Raw genomic sequence first — 17,988 nt, forward strand, 5'->3', positions numbered from 1 at the left:
CTCAAGACGAGATCAGCGGAAACGAGCGGCCGCGTCGAGGATTCCCCGCTCGGCGGCATCGATCGTCTCCGGGTCGATGAGCGGCTTCAGACCCCGGCCGCTCACGTAGTCGTCGAACGCCTGCTGGGTGGTCCACCGCGGCGTGAACCCGAATTCCTTCTTCAGCAGGGTGGTGTCGATCACGCGCCCCCAGTTGAGGAACCTCATCTGGTCGGGCGAGAAGTCGACGAGCCGGGCGCTCCGGAAGAAGCCACCGACCGTGGGCACGGCCGCGCTGGGTACAGGCAGGTTCAGCCTGCCCGCCCGGCGGATCGCCTGCGACAGCAGCAGCACGCCGTCGCCTCCCACGTTAAAGACTCCGGGCAGGTCGTGCAGCGTCGCGCGTTCCAGGACCGCCAATGCGTCCTCGGAGTGCAGCAGCTGCACACGGGCGTCGTAGCCCAGGACGGTGGGCACGACCGGAAGGGCGAAGTAGCGCGTCAGCACCGTGTCGATGCGCGGGCCGATGAAGTTCGTGAAGCGCAGCGTGGTGACGTTCACGTCCGGCCTGCGGCGGCCGAACCCGCGCACGTACCCCTCGACCTCGACCGCGTCCTTGGCGTAGCCGGACGACGGCAGGTCCTTGGGGCCCATGTCCTCGGTGAACACCGCCGGGTCGCGGCTGCTGGACCCGTAGACGGCGCTGGTGGACTTCACGACGAGCTTCTGCACCCTGGGCGACTTCTGGCACGCGGCCAGCAGCTGCATGGTGCCGATGACGTTCATCTCCTTCATCACCGTGCGGCCGGTGGGCCCGGCCGGGCTCGCGGTGACGGAGGCGTGCACGACCGTGTCGACGTTCGCGGTGGAGATGACCTTGCTGATCAGCGGGTTGCGGATGTCGGCCCGCACGAACTCGGCGCGGCCCATGCGGCGCAGCAGATCGCGTGGCGGCGGCTCGGTGTCCACACCGAGCACCCGCTCGATGTCCGGGTTCGCGGCGAAGCGCGCGGCGAGGTGGCCGCCGAGGAAGCGGCTGACTCCGGTGACGAGGACGACCTTGGGCGTCATGCGACTCCAAGCACGAAGGGCGTTGCGATTGGTCGATGCTACAGACCAGATCGGGAACCGCACGGGGCCGGAACGCCGTCTTGACGCAGGTCACGCAGGCTTTACTGGCTAATCACCCGAACGGCGGCCCCCGTTCCCGTGGAAATGCGGCGCCGTCTCACGAAGTGATATCCCGTGCCCGCGCAAGCACCCGAACAGGTCCACGGTTTTGACGGGTCCCGGAGAAACGCAACCGCCGCCGGCCTCCTGCGAGAGGAGACCGGCGGCGGCAGAGCGCATGCGGGCTTACTTGCCGCGCTTCCTGCGCTGGACCCTGGTCTTGCGCAGCAGCTTGCGGTGCTTCTTCTTCGACATGCGCTTGCGGCGCTTCTTGATGACCGAGCCCATGCGGGTTCCTTAGCTCTAGACGTTGCTTTGACTGGCGCGCCCCAGCCTTGGCCGTGTCAAGCACGGCGCGCCGGTAAGCACGATCGGCCTACCAGTCTACCCGGCGAGGTTCACCAGCCTTCAGCCAGCGTCGAAGTACGCGTTCTCCAGGTAGGCGTGGACCGCTTTCTCGGGCACCCGGAACGACTTGCCGACCCGCACCGCGGGCAGCTCACCGGAGTGCACCAGGCGGTACACGGTCATCTTGGAGACCCGCATCATCGAGGCCACCTCGGCCACGGTCAGGAACTGCACCTGAGCGAGGCCTGTTCGTTCGTTCTCCTTCGCAGGCATACATCACCGCATCCTTAGACACGTGTCGTGCCGTCGGTCTTCCCCACCAACGGTTCGACACGCACGTGCTGCCCTGAGAGTAGCGGGACTGGTGTGACTCCTGCGACGTCCAAGTGGGGTTCGGCCCTCACTTCGGCTCAGTCCTCGTGCTGGCGGCCCAGCTCGGCGGAGCGGTCACGTGCGCTTTCGATGGCCGCGAGCATGGCCGCGCGGACGCCGTGCTTCTCCAGCTCGCGGATCGCCATGATGGTCGTGCCGGCGGGGGACGTGACCGCCTCACGCAGGATCACCGGGTGCGAGGTGCCCTCGGCCAGCATCGTCGCGGCACCCACGGCGGACTGGATGATCAGCTGCGAGGCCAGGTCGCGCGGGATGCCGAGCAGGATGCCCGCGTCGATCATCGCCTCGACCAGGTAGAAGAAGTACGCGGGACCGGAGCCCGACAGCGCCGTCACCGCGTCCTGCTGCGACTCCGGCACCACCGCGACCTTGCCCACGGTCGACAGCAGCTCCTCGACGACCTTGAGGTGCTCCGGGGTGGCGTTGGAGCCGCCGGAGACGGCGCTCATGGCCTCACCGACGACCATCGGCGTGTTCGGCATGACCCGCACCACCGGGGTGCCCGCGGGCAGCCTGCGCTCGTACAGGGCCGTCGGCAGGCCCGCGCACAACGACACGATCAGCGTGCCGGGCCGCAGCACCGGCGCGAGTTCGACCAGCAACGGCTCGATGTCCTGCGGCTTGACCGCCACGACCAGCACGTCGGCCTGCGCCGCCGCACCCGAGACCGTGACGGCCTCGAATCCGTACTGTTCGGTGAGAGCACGAGCCCGTGACTCGTGCTTCTCCGTGAACATCAGATCCGAGGCCGCGCGACCACCCTGCAAGAGCCCGGACAGCAGCGCCTCACCGATCTTGCCCGCGCCGAGCACCGCGATCTTCGTCATCGGTCAAGTCTCACACAGCAGGCGTCAACGCCAACTGCCGTGCCTGGCACACCAGCCGGCCGGCCGAGTCGATCACCGTGGCGTCCTCGTCGAACCACTGGCCGTGCACCGCCTGGCAGGTGACGTGGATGCGCAGCCAGCCGGGAGCGGGCCGCGCCCGCAGCAACGCCGTCAGCTGCACCGTCGGCGACCAGCCGAAACGGCCGAGGTTGAACGTCACGGGCATCGACAGGTCACCCGCGAGCAACGCGAAGTACGGGTCGGGCTGCTCGTCGGTCGGCCGCGCCCAGAGCTTCAGCGTCAACGGCCCGTCCGTACGCCGGTCGAGGAACGTCGCCGACTCGCGGTCCACCCGCAGATCGCACAGCGCGCCCACCCGGTAGACCCCGCCGGTCGGGAACGTCGCCATCTCCACCGAACCCGGTGGCGGCGCGGCGGGCATCGACGGCAGGTTCACGTAGTCGGCCCGGTGCTCGGGTATCCGCCCGGTGGTCACCGAGGCCTCGACGCACACCTGCCCACGCTGCTCCAGCGTCACCCCGATGACCGTCGCCGTCCGCCCCGCCTTGCGCACGTCGGTACGGACCAGCACGGGCCCGACCTCCGGCGCACGGAGGAACTGCGCGGACACGGCCAAAGGATCACCGTCGGCGATCTGAGCGGCCGCACGGGTCATCACAGCAAGAAGAAAACCGCCGTGGGGCTTGGGGCCCACGGTCCACTCGGCGGGCAGGGACGCGGTGAAAGTTCCGTCACCGAGCGACCGCACCGCACTGGACTTCGAGAAGGTCATGAGCGGCTGGCCAGCGACCGCAGGAAAAAGGTCACGTTGGCAGGCCGTTCTGCAAGTCGCCGCATGAGATATCCGTACCACTGCTCGCCGTAGGGGACATAAACACGAGTGCCGAGACGCCTCTGCTCCTCGGTCCTGATGCCGTACAGCATCTGGTACTCGAAGTCAGTTTTGTCATACCAGCGGGCTCGTTCGCCAATGATTTCGATCAACCTCGGGTCGTGGGTGGCGAACATCGGGTAGCCCTCTCCAGCGAGGAGAACGTTCAGGCACCGCACGTAGTTCAGATCAACCTCGGATGGATCCTGAATCGCAACCTCGGGAGGCTCCGCATAGGCCCCCTTGACCAGCCTGACCCTGCTCCCGGGCCCGGAAAGCTGCTTGCAGTCGTCCAACGTCCGATACAGGTAGCTCTGCAACACCGCCCCCACCCAGGGCCAACTGCGGCGCAGTTCGTGCAGGACCCGCAGCGTCGAGTCGGTGGTGGTGTGGTCCTCCATGTCGAGCGTGACCGTCGTCCCGCACTGCTCGGCGGCGGCACAGATGCGGGAGGCATTCGTCAGGGCGAGCGCCTCGTCGAGCGACTGTCCGACCGCGGACAACTTGACGCTCACTTCTGCGTTCTCGGCCAGCCCCGCCGCATGCAGCGCGTCGAGCAGCTCCAGGTACGCCTGAACGGTCTTCTCGGCCTGGGCCTTGTCCGTCGTGTGCTCGCCGAGGTAGTCCAGCGTCACCGGCAGCCCAAGCCCCCGCACGACCTCGACGGCATCCTTCGTGCTTTCGCCGGCGACGAACCGCTTCACGACATCACGGCTGATAGGCGCGTTGGCGACGAGATGGCGGACCGTCTCGTTGCGAGACGCGGCCATGATCAACGCTCGCAGCGGGTTCACACCGGGAACCCTAACCCGGACTAGCCACGACAGTGCCGAACGACTCTTGCCAGAACTCGCCTGCGGTCTTCGCCGGAACCGGCGCCCGCCACCACAAACGGACCCGCGCGGTGCCAACCGGCACCCGCCCTCGCAAGGCAACCACCTACGAGTCCTGGCGTGGCGCAGCGAGCCGTGAGTACCTCGCGGGCTGGGTGGCGGTGCACCCCGCTCACGGCGATTGGGGCTTTACCTTGAGTGGGCGGGATGCTCCTCTCACGGGCACGGCCGGGCGCTTTTCAGCCCGGCCCTTTCCCGCCCGCCAAGCATCCCGCCAGAGGCTCAAGGTCAAGCCCCAATCGCAACCCCGCACTTCGTCACGACCTGCGCGCCCACCCTCGCAAGCCTTGCTTCAGCGAGACAGCCCCGGCCGAGCCTTCCCCGCGCCACCCTCGGCAGCCCAGTCCAGGTGCAAACGCGCGAACAACAACGACTCGGCCAGCATCTCCCGCCGAGCAGCCGGACTCCCGGCCCGCCGGGTGTTGACCTCCAGCACGACCTGCCCGTCGAACCCACCCCGAGCCAGCAGCTCGCACAGCTCCGCACAGGGCTGAGTCCCGCGCCCGGGCACCATGTGCTCGTCCTTGGGCGCCCCGGACCCGTCAGCCAGGTGGATGTGCCGAAGCCCGTCCCCCATCCGCTTGGCCAACTCCAAAGCATCCATATGCGCAGCGGCCGAGTGCGACAGGTCCAGCGTGTAGTTCCGGTGCCCGACATCGGTCGGGTCGACGGACGGCTTGAACGCGTTCATCTCCACCGAGCGCCCACGTCCGAGAGGCCGCCGCACGGGGAACATGTTCTCGACCGCGATGGCGATCCCGCTCGAGTCCTCCAGCGACGAGACCAGCTCGGCGAAGCCGTCCGCGTACTTGCGCTGCCACCGGAACGGCGGGTGCAGCACCACGGTCGGCGCGCCCAGGTCCTGAGCTGCCTGGACGGAGCGGCGCAGGCGTTCCGACGGGTCCGGCGACCACACCCGCTGTGAGATCAGCAGGCAGGGGGCGTGCACGGCCAGGACCGGCAGGCCCGTCCGGGTCGACAGCCGGTCGACCGCCCGGATGTCCTGCGACACCGGGTCGGCCCACACCATCAGCTCGACGCCGTCGTAGCCCAGTTCGGACGCGATCTCGAACGCCGCTCCGGCGGGCTGCGGGTAGACCGAGGCCGTGGAAAGCCCGACCGGGATGCGCGGGGTCAACTCTTCACCAGCAGCATCGCCGCTGGTGAGACGGTCACGATGAGGCCGACGAGCACGGCCAGGACGGTGGTCTGCAGATCGTCCGCGCGGCGGATCTTCCGAACCAGCAACACCAGACCCACGGTAACGGCAAGCGCCACCACGAGCGCGGCGGCGGGGAGCGAGCGCCACAGGTAGTTGAACGCGAGCCACAGGCCCGCGCCGCCGAGCACGCCGACGGCGAGCTGGCCGATCATGATCAGCCATTCCTTGCCCGCCGAGCGGGGTTCGGCGTCCGCCTCGTCCTCGGCCTCGCCCGCGTCGTCGAGGCCGGCGGGACCCTCGTCCTCGTCGCCTTCCTCGTCGTCCGCGAGGTAGTCGTCCTCGGCGCGGTAGGCGGCGTACTCCTGCGAGTCGTCGTCCACGTACGGGCCGGGGTGCGCCGCGGTCGACTCCATCGGAGCCATCGGCGCCATCGACAGGTCGGTCTTGGCGTCCGCGTCGTCGTCGCTGAACCAGGCGTCGGGCACGTTGCCCGGCAGCGGCTCCGGCAGCTTCGGCGGTGCGGGCGGCACGATCAGCACGGACTCGGTCTCGAGCGCGGCGATCTGGTCCACCGGCGCCTTCGCCGGGATGCGCGGGAGCTGCTCCGTCATCGCCTCGCGCGGCGGACCGGGGACCGGCTTCGGGGGCCGGGTGATGTTCGTGCGCGACGGCGTCGACGTCAGCTGGTCGAGGCGCGCCTCCAGGCGGCCGGGCACGTCCGGGCGCGGCATGCCGGAGTTCGACGGCTGGTCGCGGACCTGCGGCACCTGCCGGGTCTGCTCGGCGGCCGCGGGAGGCGGCGCCGCGGGCTTGGCAGGAGGCGGCGCCGGTCTGCGGACCTGCGGCGGCTGCGCGGGCGGCACCGGCATCTGCTGCGACGGCTGTGGCGCCTTCGGGGGCGGCGGTTTCGGCTGGTACGCCGTGCGCTCGGCGGCCGGGGGGGCCTGCGGTTCCGGGGCCGCGCGGCGACCGGGCTGCGGTGCGTCGTCGTCGCGGATCGCCATCAGGCGGCCGCTGTCGGACAGGACCCGCTCGATGATCGACTGGGGCGCGGTCTCCGGCTGCTGGACGGCTTCCTCGTCGTCAGCGCGGCGGCGTCGCCGACGTGGCGCACTCTCTGCGCTGCCCCCGTACTGGGCGAGCAGCTCAGCGACTGTGCGCTGCGTCTGGTCCGATCCGCTCTCTCGACTCATCAACTCCACCGTGCCCCGGTCTGGCCAGTCCGTCCAGTATCGCTCTGGTCCGTCCCGTCAGTGTGGTCCAGCCGTCGGAGGATGACACCCTCCCGGAGGGCCCAGGGGCAAATCTCCAGCTGCGTGAGTGACAGGGCTCGCATTGTTGCCTCCGCGACCAATGCCCCCGCGACGAGCTGGTGGGCGCGCGACGTGCTCACGCCTTCCAGCTCAGCGAGGTCAGAGGCCGACATCCGGGAAATGAACGCGATCAGCTGCCGCAGGCCCGCGTCGGTGAGCACGCGTCGTGCCCTGGGCCCGGCAGACGATGGCGCGGCCCCGGTGAGCCGCGCCAGCGTTCGGAAAGTTTTTGAGGTCGCAACCACTCGATCGGGTTCACCCGCGCGTTTCAGCTTCCGCGCCACGGGCGCGAGCTGTTCGGCGAGCCAGTCGGTGGTCTCGCGGACCTCCGAGCGCCGGGGCGGGTCCTTCTTGAACCGGGTCCTGGTGAGCCTTCCCGCGCCGAGCGGCACGGAGAAGGCCAGGTCCGGGTTCTCGTCACGGCCGATGGCGAGCTCCAGGGAGCCGCCACCGATGTCGAGGCTCAGCAACTTGCCCGCGGACCAGCCGTACCAGCGGCGGACCGCGAGAAACGTGTACTTCGCCTCGTCCTCGCCGGAGAGGACCTTCAGCTCGACCCCGGTCTCGATGCGCACCCGGTCGAGCACCTCGCCTGAGTTGCCCGCCTCGCGCACCGCCGAGGTCGCGAACGCCATCAGGTCCTCGCAGCCGGACCGCTTGGCCGACGCCTTGGCGGCGGCAACGGCACGAACGAGCTGGTCAGCCCCCGATTTGCGGAGCTGACCCTGGTCGTCGAGCTGCTCGGCGAGACGAAGGATCGACTTCTCGGACGTCATCGGGATCGGGTGGGCACCACGATGCGCGTCCACCACAAGTAGGTGGACGGTGTTGGACCCCACGTCGAGAACGCCCAGGCGCACGCCGGAAACGGTACCTGGTCGTGTCCGTCAGGACTCGAACTTGTAACCCAGACCCCTCACCGTGACGAGGTGCCGCGGGGCCGACGGGTCAGGTTCGATCTTCGACCGCAGCCGCTTGACGTGCACGTCCAGCGTCTTCGTGTCGCCTACGTAGTCCGCTCCCCACACGCGGTCGATCAGCTGGCCTCGGGTGAGGACGCGGCCGACGTTGCGCAGCAGGTACTCCAGGAGGTCGAACTCCTTGAGCGGCAGGCTGATGTCCTGGCCCGCGACGGTCACGACGTGGCGTTCCACGTCCATCCGCACCGGACCGGCCTCCAGGATCTGCGGGAGCAGGTCCTCGGACTCGCCGCCGCGGCGCAGCACCGCGCGGATGCGGGCGATGAGCTCGCGTGCCGAGTACGGCTTGGTGACGTAGTCGTCAGCGCCGAGTTCGAGCCCGACGACCTTGTCGATCTCGCTGTCGCGGGCCGTCACCATGATCACGGGGACGGCCGAGCGCTGACGGAGCTGCTTGCACACGTCCGTACCGCTCATGCCCGGCAGCATCAGGTCGAGCAGCACGATGTCCGCACCGTTGCGGTCGAACTCCTCGAGCGCCTCCTGGCCGGTGGCCGCGAGCGCGGCGGTGAACCCTTCCTTGCGCAGCAGGAAGGCGAGCGGATCGGCGAAGGACTCCTCGTCCTCCACGATGAGCACCCTGGTCACAGCTCTCCTCCTGAGTCACCCGTGCCAGTAGGCACGGGAGTCGGGTTCTGTTCGGCCGCCGCGGCGGGGATCCGCAGCGTGAAGGTGGACCCCGTTCCCGGCAGGCTCCACAGCTTCACCTCACCGCCGTGGTTGGCGGCGACGTGCTTGACGATCGCGAGCCCGAGCCCGGTGCCCCCGGTCGCGCGCGATCGGGCCTTGTCGACGCGGTAGAACCGCTCGAAGACCCGGATCTGCTGGTCCTCGGCGATGCCGATGCCGCGGTCGGTCACCGCGATCTCGACGTGCCCGTCGACCAGCCTGCGGCTCACGCTGACCGGACTGCCGGGCGGCGAGTACGCGACAGCGTTGTCCAGAAGGTTCGTCAACGCCGTGACCAGCAACGACCGGTCGCCCGGCACGACGAACCCGCTGGGCTCGTCGACGTTGATCGAGATGTTGACCGACTCGGCGGCGAGCTTGGAGCGCGACAGCGCCTCGTTGATCACGACGTCGATCTCGGTGTCGCTGAGCTCCGGCAGCTTCTCCGCGCCCTGCAGGCGGGACAACGCGATGAGCTCGGTGACGAGCGTGCCGAGGCGGGTGGCCTCCTGCATGATCTTCGCGCTGAACCGGCGGACCTCGTCCTGGTCGTCACTCGCGTCCAGGACGGCCTCGGCGAGCAGCGCCAGCGCGCCGACGGGGGTCTTGAGCTCGTGGCTGACGTTCGCCACGAAGTCGCGCCGGGTCTTCTCCAGCCGCACGGCCTCGGACTCGTCGGTCGCGTCGACGACGATGAAGTTCTCGACCAGCAGCCGGACCTCGGCGTGCACGGCCTCGGGCTGCCGGCCCGTCCGGTAGCCGTCCAGCGGCGAGAGGTCGACGTACACGACCTCGTTGCTGCTACGGACGCCCTCGGCGGCCTTGCGGGCCCGGTCGTCCACGCGGTTGTTGCGGACGATCCCGAGCTCTTCGGCCCGGGGGTTGTGCAGCACGACGTCGCCGAAGTGGTTCAGCACCACGATGCCGTCGTGCGAGTCGTGCACGATCTGCTGGATCAGCTCGGCGACCGTCAGGCCTTCCGGCTTCTTGGGATGCTTCGGAGCGGTGAACCGGCCGATGAAGAAAGCGGCGATCACGCCGATGAGCGCGAGGCCGATCGACACAGCGAGGTAACCCGTTGTGGTCACGAGGCGAATGGTAAGCAGCTCAGAGGTGTCTTGGCCTAGTGCGGAAGCGTGAACCGTGATACCCGCGACACCTCAGTGGACGGTTGTTCCGGCGCTGGTCAGCCTGAGTTCACCCAACCGTGTCCTAAGACGGGAAAGGCGCACCCGCCAGCGGGTGCGCCCTTCCCGGAATGCGGTCAGCGACCCTGGTTCGCGACCGCCGCGATGGCGTCCTTCGCGGCGTCCGGGTCGAGGTACTCGCCGCCCGGCTTGATCGGCTTCAGGTCCTCGTCGAGGTCGTAGCGCAGCGGGATGCCGGTCGGGATGTTCAGCCCGGCGATGGCCTCGTCCGAGATGCCGTCGAGGTGCTTCACGAGCGCGCGCAGCGAGTTGCCGTGCGCGGCCACCAGGACCGTCTTGCCGGTGCGCAGGTCCGGGACGATCTGCTGGTCCCAGTACGGGAGCATGCGCTTCACGACGTCGAGCAGGCACTCGGTCAGCGGCAGGTCGGGGCCGAGGTCCGCGTAGCGCGGGTCGGTGTCCTGGCTGAACTCGCTGCCGGGCTCGATGGGCGGCGGCGGGGTGTCGTACGAGCGGCGCCAGAGCATGAACTGCTCCTCGCCGAACTCCTCCAGCGTCTGCTTCTTGTTCTTGCCCTGCAACGCGCCGTAGTGGCGCTCGTTGAGGCGCCAGTCGCGCTTGACCGGGATCCAGTGCCGGTCGGCGGCGTCGAGCGCCAGGTTCGCGGTCATGATCGCCCGGCGCATCAGGCTCGTGTGCAGGATCTCCGGCAGGACACCGGCCTCGCGCAGCAGATGGCCGCCGCGACGGGCCTCCTTCTCACCCTTCTCCGACAGGGGAACGTCCACCCAGCCGGTGAACAGGTTCTCCGCGTTCCACGTGCTCTCGCCGTGGCGGAGCAGGACCAAGGTTCCGACAGACATGGCGACCAGCCTGCCATGCCGACCCACCTGCCGTACCCCGGCCGGGCACCGTGGTCCACGCCATGAGATTCGCCGGCGCCGATGAGTTCGCGGCCCGCGCCTAGTCTGCACCGGCATGAGTGAGTCGAACGCCGATCTCGGCAAGGTCGTGGTGAACAGGGCGATGTCCCTGGACGGCTTCATCGCAGGTCCCGACCACGCGATGGACTGGGTCTTCGAGCACTTCCAGGACAACCCGTTCCCCGAGGTCGAGCAGGCCACCGGCGCCATGCTCGTCGGCAGGGGCACCCACGAGGTCGCCAGGAAGATGCGCCAAGAGGACACCACCTACGACGGGGGACCGCAGTTCGTCCTGACGCACCGGCCGCCGGACGAGCCGGAGCCCGGCGTCACGTTCCTCACGTGCGACCTCGCGGAGGCCGTCGCCACGGCGCGCGCGGCGGCGGGCGGGAAGAACCTGGAGATCCTCGGTGCCGACCTGGCCAGCCAGTGCCTGCGGCTGGGGCTCGTCGACGAGGTCCTGGTGTACGTCCTGCCGGTGCTGCTCGGCGACGGCGTGCGGTTCTCGACCTCGGGTCTCGGGAGGATCGATCTGGAACCGTTCGCCAACACGCAGTCGGGTTCGGTGACGATGCTCCGCTTCCGCGTGCGGAAGCCCGCGGCCGAGCGCTGACGGCGAACGCCCTGGCAACGATCGTTGCCAGGGCGTGTTCCGCAGGTCAGGCCTGTTCGCGCGCCCGCAGGTCCTTGCGCAGGATCTTGCCGGCGGCCGACTTCGGGATCGCCTCGATGAACTCGACCACGCGCACCTTCTTGTGCGGCGCCACGTGCGAGGCCACGAACGCCATCACGGCGTCGCCCTCGATCGACGAACCCTGCTGGCGGACCACGAAGGCCTTCGGGACCTCCTCGCCGTCCGCGTCGCGCACGCCGATGACCGCCGCGTCGGCGATCTCCTCGTGGGTGAGCAGCACGGCTTCGAGCTCGGCCGGCGGGACCTGGTAGCCCTTGTACTTGATCAGTTCCTTGACGCGGTCGACGATCGAGACGATGCCGTCGGCGTCGATCACGGCCACGTCGCCGGTGTGCAGCCAGCCGTCGTCGTCGATGGTGGCGGCGGTGGCCTCGGCGTTGTTCAGGTAGCCCTTCATGACGTTCGGGCCCTTGCACCACAGCTCGCCGCGCTCGCCGGCACCCACGTCCTCGCCGGTGGCCGGGTCGACCAGGCGGCACTCGAGGTTAGGGATGATCACGCCGACGGTGCCGACCGAGATGTCGTCGCGGCTGTCCGGGATGGCGTGGCTGACGGGCGACATCTCCGTCATGCCGTAGCCCTGGACGACGCGGCAGCCGATGCGCTTGCGCACCGCGGCGGCGAGGTCCTCGTCCAGCGGAGCGGCGCCCGAGAACAGCGTGCGCAGCGGGGACAGGTCGTAGTTGTCGACGATCGGGTGCTTCGCCAGGGCCACGGCCACCGGCGGCGCGATGTAGACGCGGTCGGTCTTGTGCTCGGCGATCACGCGGAGGAACTCGGGCAGTTCGAACTTCGGCAGCGTCACGACGACACCGCCGATGTACAGGCCGTTGTTCATCAGGACCTGCATGCCGTAGATGTGGAAGAACGGCAGCACGGCGAGGATCCGGGTGTTCGCGCCGACGTCCGACAGGATCGGCCGGCACTGCACGAGGTTCGCGACCAGGTTGCGGTGCGTCAGCATCACGCCCTTGGGCAACGCGGTCGTGCCGGAGGAGTACGGCAGCACCGCGAGGTCCTCGGACGGGTTGATCTCCACCTCGGGCACCGGATGCGAGTTCGCCAGGAGCTCGGGCAGCGACGGGTAGCCCTCGGCGCCGTCGAGCACGACCACGTCGGTCACGCCGGCCTTGGCGGCGCCGGGAGCGGCGTTCGGCAGCAGCACGGACACTGTGAACAGCATCTTCGCGCCCGCGTCGTGCAGCTGGTGCGCGACCTCGTCGGGCGTGTAGAGCGCGTTGATCGTGGTCGCCGTGGCGCCCGCACGCAGGATGCCGTGGAACACGACGGCGTAGTAAGGCGTGTTCGGGCTGAGGATGCCGACGACATCACCTTTGCCGATACCGCGCGCGGCCAGCGCGGCGGCCATGCGGTCGATGGCCCCGGCGAGCTGGCCGTAGGTCATCGTCGCGCCGGACATGCCGTCGATCAGCGCAACCCGGTCCGCCCGGTCGGCTATGTCGCCGAACAACAGCTGGTGCAGCGACACATCAGGGATCTCGACATCGGGGTACGGACTGCGAAAGACCATGCGGCGACCTCATTCATTCGCTGTACAGCGCTGTACACCCAGCCTGTGGGCACATCGTGAGCCAGCCCACTGGGCAGGTCAAGGACTGCTCAATCGCTACAGATACGTTACTTAGCAGGTCTAAATACACTCGAATGGAGTAATACAAGCACTTGTGATCGCAAGGACGTATCTGAGAAGTTGATACCGCCTCCGCGAGTCGGCTCCCACGCTTGTTCGACGAGCGCGAGGCACCGAGCGCGGTTCGTCATCCCCCGTCGAATCGCGTGGCCCGCTTGGGATCCGGAGGCTCCCCCCGTCCACGGATCCACAGCAGCGGGGACCTTTGACGCGGAACGGCTCGATGCGACTCCCCCTCTCTCCCGAGCCGTTCCGCGCATCAACAAAGGCACACTCTCAGTAGAACCTGATCACCCTGCTTCGTTCATCCGGGTGACGCGCCGGCGCTTGCGCAGCAGATAGACCACCAGTGCGGCGGGCACGCCCAGCGCCACCAGGAACGGCAGCATCGCGCCGACGCCGACCAGGATCACGCTCACGACCGTGACCAGCGCGTCCCAGCCACCCGCCAGTGCGCCGAAGAACCCGACCTTCTCGGGCTCGGGCGCCGCGATCGGCACCGTCGCGACCCGGACGGTCAGCGTCGCCAGGGAGACCTGGCCCTTCAACGACGCGCTGCGCCGCTGCATCGACTCCAGATCGGCCTGCCGCTTGGTCAGCTCCTGCTCGACCTGCGCGACCTCGGACGTCGACCCGGCCCGCTCGAACAGCACCCGCAGCCGATCGACGCTGGCCCTCTGCGTCGCGATCCGAGCCTCGACGTCCACCAGCTGATCGGTGACGTCCTGACTGCGCACCTCGCTGCGGGTGACCTCACCGACGCTCGCGAGATCCCGGACGACCTTGTCCAGCTCGGCCGACGGCACCCGCACCGTCACGGACCCGGAGCTCTTGGTCGACTCCTCCTCGCCCGCGAACCCGCCTACGGCCGCCGCCCGGTCCTTGATCTGCCCGATCGCCTTCAGCACGTCGTCACTGCGCAGATCCACGTTCGCCGTGCGCACCAACTGACGTTCCTGCTGCTGCACCGACTGCACGGCCTGCCCGGCGTTGTTCTCCTGCTGCGGCGCCTTCTGCTGGGCCGCCTGCGGTGGCGCGGCGTCCCTGGCGCCCGTCCCACCACCACTGAAGCCGCTGCCGCACCCGGTTGTTGCAAGGGCCAGCAACGCGATTCCCACCCACACCCCTGGTCTGCGCATGCTCATCGGACGGTCCGGGGTGGACCATGGGTTGCCGCCTAGGCCGAAACGAGTCGCCGGCTACTCCGAAACGAGATGTTGGAACGCCTGCAGGTTGGCCAGCGACTCGCCGCGCGACACCCGCCACGCCCACTCCCGCCGGATCGCGTCGGCGAACCCGATCTCGAGCAACGGGTTGAAGTCGCCGTCCGCCGCCTCCAGCACCTGCCCGAGCACGCGGTCCAGCTCATCAGGCGTCACAGCGTGCTTGCCGACCCGTCCGACCAGGTAGATGTCACCCTCGGCGTCGATCGTGTAGTGCACGCCGTACAGCCGTGCGTTGCGTCGCAGCAGGAACCGGTACACGTCCTCGAACGACTGGTCCGGCCGCCGGCAGACGAAGGCCTCGACCACCAGCGCGTGCGTCGTCTCGACCAGCCACACGTTGGTCTGCAGCTTCTTGGTGCCCGGCAGCGTCACGAAGAACTTGCCCGGCTCGCGCCGGTCGTACTTCAGCTCCCGTTCGTCCAGGAACTCCTTGATCACAGCGTCGACGCTCAAGCGAAAACCTCCCGGCGGAACACTTCTCCCGCCTCTTGATACCCCTCGAGCAGGGCATCAGTCGTGCGGTCCCACGAGAAGCGTCGCGCATGGCCCACGGCGTTGCTCGCCAGGTGCTCCCGCTGCGGCAACGCCAGACCGCTGATCGCCGAGGCCCACTCACCGGGCTCGTGCCCGTGCACGAGCACCCCGGACACGCCGTCGTTGACCGCCACCGGCAGCCCGCCGACGGCCGCCGCGACCACGGGCGTCCCGCACGCCTGGGCCTCCAGCGCCACCAGCCCGAACGACTCGTTGTAGCTCGGCACCGCGACCAGGTCCGCGGCCCGGTAGACCTTGGCCAGCGTCGGCCCCGGCTGCGGCGGCAGGAAGCGCACCACGTCCGTGATCCCCAGCTGCCAGGCAAGCTCTTCCAGGGCCTTCGGCCGCTCGGTGCCGGAGCCCGAAGGCCCGCCGACGATCAGCACGACCAGCTTCGACCGCAGTCCGGGATCGCGCACGAGCATCTCGGCGGCGGCCCGGAGCAGCACGTCGGGAGCCTTCAACGGCTGGATCCGGCCGACGAACGCCAGCACGACCGCGTCCTGCGGGATGCCGAACCAGTGCCGCGCCCGTGCCTGGTCGCCAGGCGTGAAGCGGTCGAGGTCCACCCCAGGAGCCACGACCGCGACCTTGGACGGCTCCGCGTCGTAGAGCTTGATCAGTTCGCCGGCCTCGATGTCGGTGTTCGCGACGAGCCGGTCCGACTCGTTGACGACCTGTTCCTCGCCGATCACCCGCATCCGGGGCTCCGGTGCGTCGCCCTCGGCCAGCGCCAGGTTCTTCACCTTGGCCAGCGTGTGCGCGGTGTGCACCAACGGCACGCCCCAGCGTTCGCGGGCCAGCCAGCCGACCTGCCCGGACAGCCAGTAGTGCGAGTGGATCGCGTCGTAGTAGCCCGGCTCGTGGCGAGCTTCGGCACGCAGGACACCCGCCGTGAACGCGCAGAGCTGGCCAGGCAGCTCTTCCTTGCCCAGGCCCTCGAACGGCCCCGAGGCGACGTGCCGGACGCGCACACCGGGCGCGAGCTCGGCGACCGGCGGCAGCTCCGACGACGTGGCACGGGTGAAGATCTCCACCTCGACCCCGCGCTGGGCCATCCGGGTGGCCGTCTGCACGATGTAGACGTTCATCCCGCCCGCGTCACCCGTCCCCGGCTGTTCGAGCGGCGACGTGTGCACTGAGAGCACCGCGACGCGCTTCATCGGGCGACTCGCAGGAGATCGGCGGTGAACCGCTCCGGCCGCTCCAGGAAGGGCGCGTGCGCGGTGTCGGGATACAGGCTCAACTCGGCTCCGGGGATCAGGGCGGCGGAGTACTCGGCGGCTGCGGGGGCGACCACCTCGTCTTGAGTTCCGTGCACGACCAGGGTCGGCACGTCTACGGCCTTCAGCACGTCGGCGCTGCCCACGTCCCTGCGGAACAGCTCACCTCGCACTTTATGGCTGACCGAGGTCGCGGCGGCAGTGAGCTTGGTGACCGTCACAGCGGGCAGGGCGGGTGCCATCGCCGCGCAGAACGCCGCCATCACGGCGTCGTCGGTGATCGCGCCGGGCAGGGCGTTCCGCATCACCGGCCCGGTCTCGCCTCCGGGGCGACCGCGGCCGATCTCGGTGATGGCGCTCACGAACACCAGCGCGGTGATGCCGGCGGTGCCGTGGCAGCGGAGGTGGTCGGCGATGACGAGCCCGCCGTAGGACCACCCGACGACGGTCGCGGGCCCGGTGTGGTCGAGCACGGCTTTGAGGTCCGCGGCCCACCGGGAGGAGTCGCGGTAGTCGCCGAAGTCGTCTGATTCGCCGTGTCCTCGCAGGTCGACGGCGTAGGTGTGGAAGTCGGGCAGATCCCAGACGGCACCCGTCTGCGCCCAGCCATGTAGGAGAACCACCGGCGGCGCGCCCGCCGGACCTGCCTCACGGACGGCCAGTCGTCCCCCGCCGGCCGCCGCCACGTGTGTCAGCTGCACACCCGTACGAACGACCTGGCCGGGGGACGCATTCCCGCCTGTCCTACTTGATGGCGGACTTGCCCTTCCACTGGTCCCACGAGAGCTGCCAGTCGTACCAGTCGAACTGGGCCGGCAGCGTGGTGATCGAGCCGGTCACCTCGACCGGGTCACCCACCAGGGCCGAGTCGAAGTACGCCTTCGCGTCGGCTTCCAGCAGGTTCGCGCAGCCGTGCGAGGTGTTGTTCGTGCCGATGTTGCCCGCGTTGTCGTTGTTCTCGTGGATGAACTCGCCGTGGTTCGAGAACCGGACGGCCCACTTCTTCACGACGTTGGTGTAGCCGTAGCGCGGGTTGTCGAACGACCACGTGTCGTGCTTCGACATGACCACGAACGTGCCGTTCGGCGTCGTGAGCTCCGGGTCCGCGTCCTTGCCGAACGAGGCCGGGTAGTCCGCGACCTGCGCGCCGTCCCGGAACACCTTGAGCCGGTGCGTCGGGTTGTCGATCTTGACGACCTGGTTGCGGCCGATGGTGAAGTCGCTGGTCACGTCGGCCTTGCCGAACGCGCCGCCGCCGTAGTTGACGCCGTAGAGCTTGGCCTCGACCTTGATCGTGGTGTTGGCGGGCCAGTACTTCTCCGGCCGGTAGTGCACTTCCTGGGCGGTGAGCCAGGCCCACGAGCCCTGGACGTTCGCCGAGTTGGTGACCTTGAGGGCCTTCTCGACGGTCGCCTTGTCCTGGACCGGCGCCTCGAACTTGACCATGATCGGCGCCGCGACGCCGACGGTCTGGTTGTCGCCGGGCCAGAGGGTCGCGCGGGTCTGCGAACCGGGCGCGACGGTGGTGAACGACCCCTTGAGCTCGACGGGCTTGCCGTCGGTGCCGACGACCTTGCCGGCGAAGCTGTACGTCTTGCCGTAGCCCAGCGGCTCGGCCGTGGTCCAGCCCGACCTGTCTTCGGTGAGGGTGCCCTTGACGTCGGCACCCTCGGGTGACTTCAGTGCGACGGACTCGATCTTTCCGTCCACCACGGTGACCTGGACCGGGGTCGTGACCTGCACGTCCTTGGTTCCGTCGACCGGGGACAGGGTCACCTTCGCGGACGGCAGCGAACTGTCCGCCTTCGGCGTGCCCGTCTCGACACTCGAGCAGCCGGTCAGCAGCGTCAGTCCGGCGACCAGCGCGACAAGTGTTCTCTTCACGGTTTCGACCTCCCACCATGGTGGACGTCCAGCACCCCGTCGCGGTGTGAGTGACGTCGGTCACACCGGGCTCGACAGC

Annotated in this window: 19 protein-coding genes; 1 reads left to right on the plus strand and 18 read right to left on the minus strand. The window is 69.1% G+C overall.

Going from position 1 to position 17,988, the window contains the following annotated elements; translation table 11 throughout:
• Positions 1-12: 12 nt before the first annotated feature.
• From BLR21_RS25120 to BLR21_RS25175, 12 genes are all read right to left on the minus strand, one after another.
• A complete protein-coding gene (locus BLR21_RS25120; protein ID WP_090008910.1) occupies positions 13-1,050 on the minus strand; it encodes an NAD-dependent epimerase/dehydratase family protein in 1,038 nt (345 codons plus the stop codon).
• Positions 1,051-1,335: 285 nt separating this feature from the next.
• Complete coding sequence (locus tag BLR21_RS25125) at positions 1,336-1,437, minus strand: 30S ribosomal protein bS22 (protein ID WP_015105422.1); 102 nt, start codon at positions 1,435-1,437, stop codon at positions 1,336-1,338.
• Positions 1,438-1,557: 120 nt separating this feature from the next.
• Positions 1,558-1,770, minus strand: a complete 213-nt coding sequence (locus tag BLR21_RS25130) for a helix-turn-helix domain-containing protein (protein WP_030477960.1) — start codon at positions 1,768-1,770, stop codon at positions 1,558-1,560.
• A 137-nt stretch (positions 1,771-1,907) separates the two neighbouring features.
• Complete coding sequence (gene proC / locus BLR21_RS25135) at positions 1,908-2,717, minus strand: pyrroline-5-carboxylate reductase (protein ID WP_090008912.1); 810 nt, start codon at positions 2,715-2,717, stop codon at positions 1,908-1,910.
• A gap of 10 nt (positions 2,718-2,727) precedes the next feature.
• Positions 2,728-3,510 carry a thioesterase family protein gene (locus BLR21_RS25140; RefSeq protein ID WP_030477958.1) on the minus strand — a complete coding sequence of 261 codons (783 nt, stop codon included), beginning with the start codon at positions 3,508-3,510 and terminating at the stop codon, positions 2,728-2,730.
• Entirely contained in the window at positions 3,507-4,403 is an 897-nt protein-coding gene (locus BLR21_RS25145; protein WP_090008914.1) for a proline dehydrogenase family protein, read from the minus strand. Before BLR21_RS25145 ends, BLR21_RS25140 begins: the two co-directional genes overlap by 4 nt.
• Before the next feature lie 391 nt (positions 4,404-4,794).
• Positions 4,795-5,640, minus strand: a complete 846-nt coding sequence (locus BLR21_RS25150) for a sugar phosphate isomerase/epimerase family protein (protein WP_090008916.1) — start codon at positions 5,638-5,640, stop codon at positions 4,795-4,797.
• Positions 5,637-6,857, minus strand: coding sequence for a hypothetical protein (locus BLR21_RS43965; protein WP_090008918.1), 1,221 nt, complete (start codon positions 6,855-6,857; stop codon positions 5,637-5,639). Before BLR21_RS43965 ends, BLR21_RS25150 begins: the two co-directional genes overlap by 4 nt.
• Complete coding sequence (locus tag BLR21_RS25160) at positions 6,857-7,837, minus strand: Ppx/GppA family phosphatase (RefSeq protein WP_090008920.1); 981 nt, start codon at positions 7,835-7,837, stop codon at positions 6,857-6,859. Before BLR21_RS25160 ends, BLR21_RS43965 begins: the two co-directional genes overlap by 1 nt.
• Before the next feature lie 27 nt (positions 7,838-7,864).
• Complete coding sequence (locus BLR21_RS25165; RefSeq protein WP_030477953.1) at positions 7,865-8,545, minus strand: response regulator transcription factor; 681 nt, start codon at positions 8,543-8,545, stop codon at positions 7,865-7,867.
• The gene (locus BLR21_RS25170) at positions 8,542-9,714 is read right to left on the minus strand and encodes a sensor histidine kinase (RefSeq protein WP_090008921.1); all 1,173 of its coding nucleotides are present in this window, start codon (positions 9,712-9,714) and stop codon (positions 8,542-8,544) included. The genes BLR21_RS25165 and BLR21_RS25170 overlap by 4 nt, the downstream gene beginning before the upstream one ends.
• A 176-nt stretch (positions 9,715-9,890) precedes the next feature.
• The gene (locus tag BLR21_RS25175; RefSeq protein ID WP_090008923.1) at positions 9,891-10,637 is read right to left on the minus strand and encodes a phosphoglyceromutase; all 747 of its coding nucleotides are present in this window, start codon (positions 10,635-10,637) and stop codon (positions 9,891-9,893) included.
• A gap of 115 nt (positions 10,638-10,752) precedes the next feature.
• Between BLR21_RS25175 and BLR21_RS25180 the strand changes: the two genes are divergently transcribed.
• Complete coding sequence (locus BLR21_RS25180) at positions 10,753-11,310, plus strand: dihydrofolate reductase family protein (protein ID WP_090008925.1); 558 nt, start codon at positions 10,753-10,755, stop codon at positions 11,308-11,310.
• A 46-nt stretch (positions 11,311-11,356) separates the two neighbouring features.
• On the opposite strand, the gene BLR21_RS25185 is transcribed toward BLR21_RS25180, so the two are convergent.
• The 6 genes from BLR21_RS25185 to BLR21_RS25210 form a co-directional block, all read right to left on the minus strand.
• Positions 11,357-12,922: a 4-coumarate--CoA ligase family protein gene (locus BLR21_RS25185; protein WP_090008927.1), complete on the minus strand. Its 1,566-nt coding sequence runs from the start codon at positions 12,920-12,922 to the stop codon at positions 11,357-11,359.
• 410 nt (positions 12,923-13,332) lie between these two features.
• Entirely contained in the window at positions 13,333-14,187 is an 855-nt protein-coding gene (locus tag BLR21_RS25190) for a DUF4349 domain-containing protein (protein ID WP_090008928.1), read from the minus strand.
• A 54-nt stretch (positions 14,188-14,241) separates the two neighbouring features.
• A complete protein-coding gene (locus BLR21_RS25195; RefSeq protein WP_030477947.1) occupies positions 14,242-14,721 on the minus strand; it encodes a type III secretion system chaperone family protein in 480 nt (159 codons plus the stop codon).
• Positions 14,718-15,965, minus strand: coding sequence for a D-inositol-3-phosphate glycosyltransferase (gene mshA / locus BLR21_RS25200; RefSeq protein WP_090008930.1), 1,248 nt, complete (start codon positions 15,963-15,965; stop codon positions 14,718-14,720). Before mshA ends, BLR21_RS25195 begins: the two co-directional genes overlap by 4 nt.
• Positions 15,962-16,726: an alpha/beta fold hydrolase gene (locus tag BLR21_RS25205; RefSeq protein ID WP_256334917.1), complete on the minus strand. Its 765-nt coding sequence runs from the start codon at positions 16,724-16,726 to the stop codon at positions 15,962-15,964. The genes mshA and BLR21_RS25205 overlap by 4 nt, the downstream gene beginning before the upstream one ends.
• A gap of 43 nt (positions 16,727-16,769) precedes the next feature.
• A complete protein-coding gene (locus BLR21_RS25210; RefSeq protein ID WP_090008932.1) occupies positions 16,770-17,909 on the minus strand; it encodes a L,D-transpeptidase in 1,140 nt (379 codons plus the stop codon).
• Positions 17,910-17,988: the final 79 nt, after the last annotated feature.

It is taken from the genome of Lentzea albidocapillata subsp. violacea, assembly GCF_900100275.1.
GTDB classification, from domain to species: domain Bacteria; phylum Actinomycetota; class Actinomycetes; order Mycobacteriales; family Pseudonocardiaceae; genus Lentzea; species Lentzea violacea.

Excerpts from the sequence above, each read along its gene's own strand:
- BLR21_RS25120 (WP_090008910.1), bottom strand. The coding sequence starts at position 1,050 with ATGACGCCCAAGGTCGTCCTCGTCACCGGAGTCAGCCGCTTCCTCGGC.
- BLR21_RS25125 (WP_015105422.1), bottom strand. The coding sequence starts at position 1,437 with ATGGGCTCGGTCATCAAGAAGCGCCGCAAGCGCATGTCGAAGAAGAAG.
- BLR21_RS25130 (WP_030477960.1), bottom strand. The coding sequence starts at position 1,770 with ATGCCTGCGAAGGAGAACGAACGAACAGGCCTCGCTCAGGTGCAGTTC.
- proC (WP_090008912.1), bottom strand. The coding sequence starts at position 2,717 with ATGACGAAGATCGCGGTGCTCGGCGCGGGCAAGATCGGTGAGGCGCTG.
- BLR21_RS25140 (WP_030477958.1), bottom strand. The coding sequence starts at position 3,510 with ATGACCTTCTCGAAGTCCAGTGCGGTGCGGTCGCTCGGTGACGGAACT.
- BLR21_RS43965 (WP_090008918.1), bottom strand. The coding sequence starts at position 6,857 with ATGAGTCGAGAGAGCGGATCGGACCAGACGCAGCGCACAGTCGCTGAG.
- BLR21_RS25175 (WP_090008923.1), bottom strand. The coding sequence starts at position 10,637 with ATGTCTGTCGGAACCTTGGTCCTGCTCCGCCACGGCGAGAGCACGTGG.
- BLR21_RS25180 (WP_090008925.1), top strand. The coding sequence starts at position 10,753 with ATGAGTGAGTCGAACGCCGATCTCGGCAAGGTCGTGGTGAACAGGGCG.
- BLR21_RS25185 (WP_090008927.1), bottom strand. The coding sequence starts at position 12,922 with ATGGTCTTTCGCAGTCCGTACCCCGATGTCGAGATCCCTGATGTGTCG.
- BLR21_RS25190 (WP_090008928.1), bottom strand. The coding sequence starts at position 14,187 with ATGAGCATGCGCAGACCAGGGGTGTGGGTGGGAATCGCGTTGCTGGCC.
- mshA (WP_090008930.1), bottom strand. The coding sequence starts at position 15,965 with ATGAAGCGCGTCGCGGTGCTCTCAGTGCACACGTCGCCGCTCGAACAG.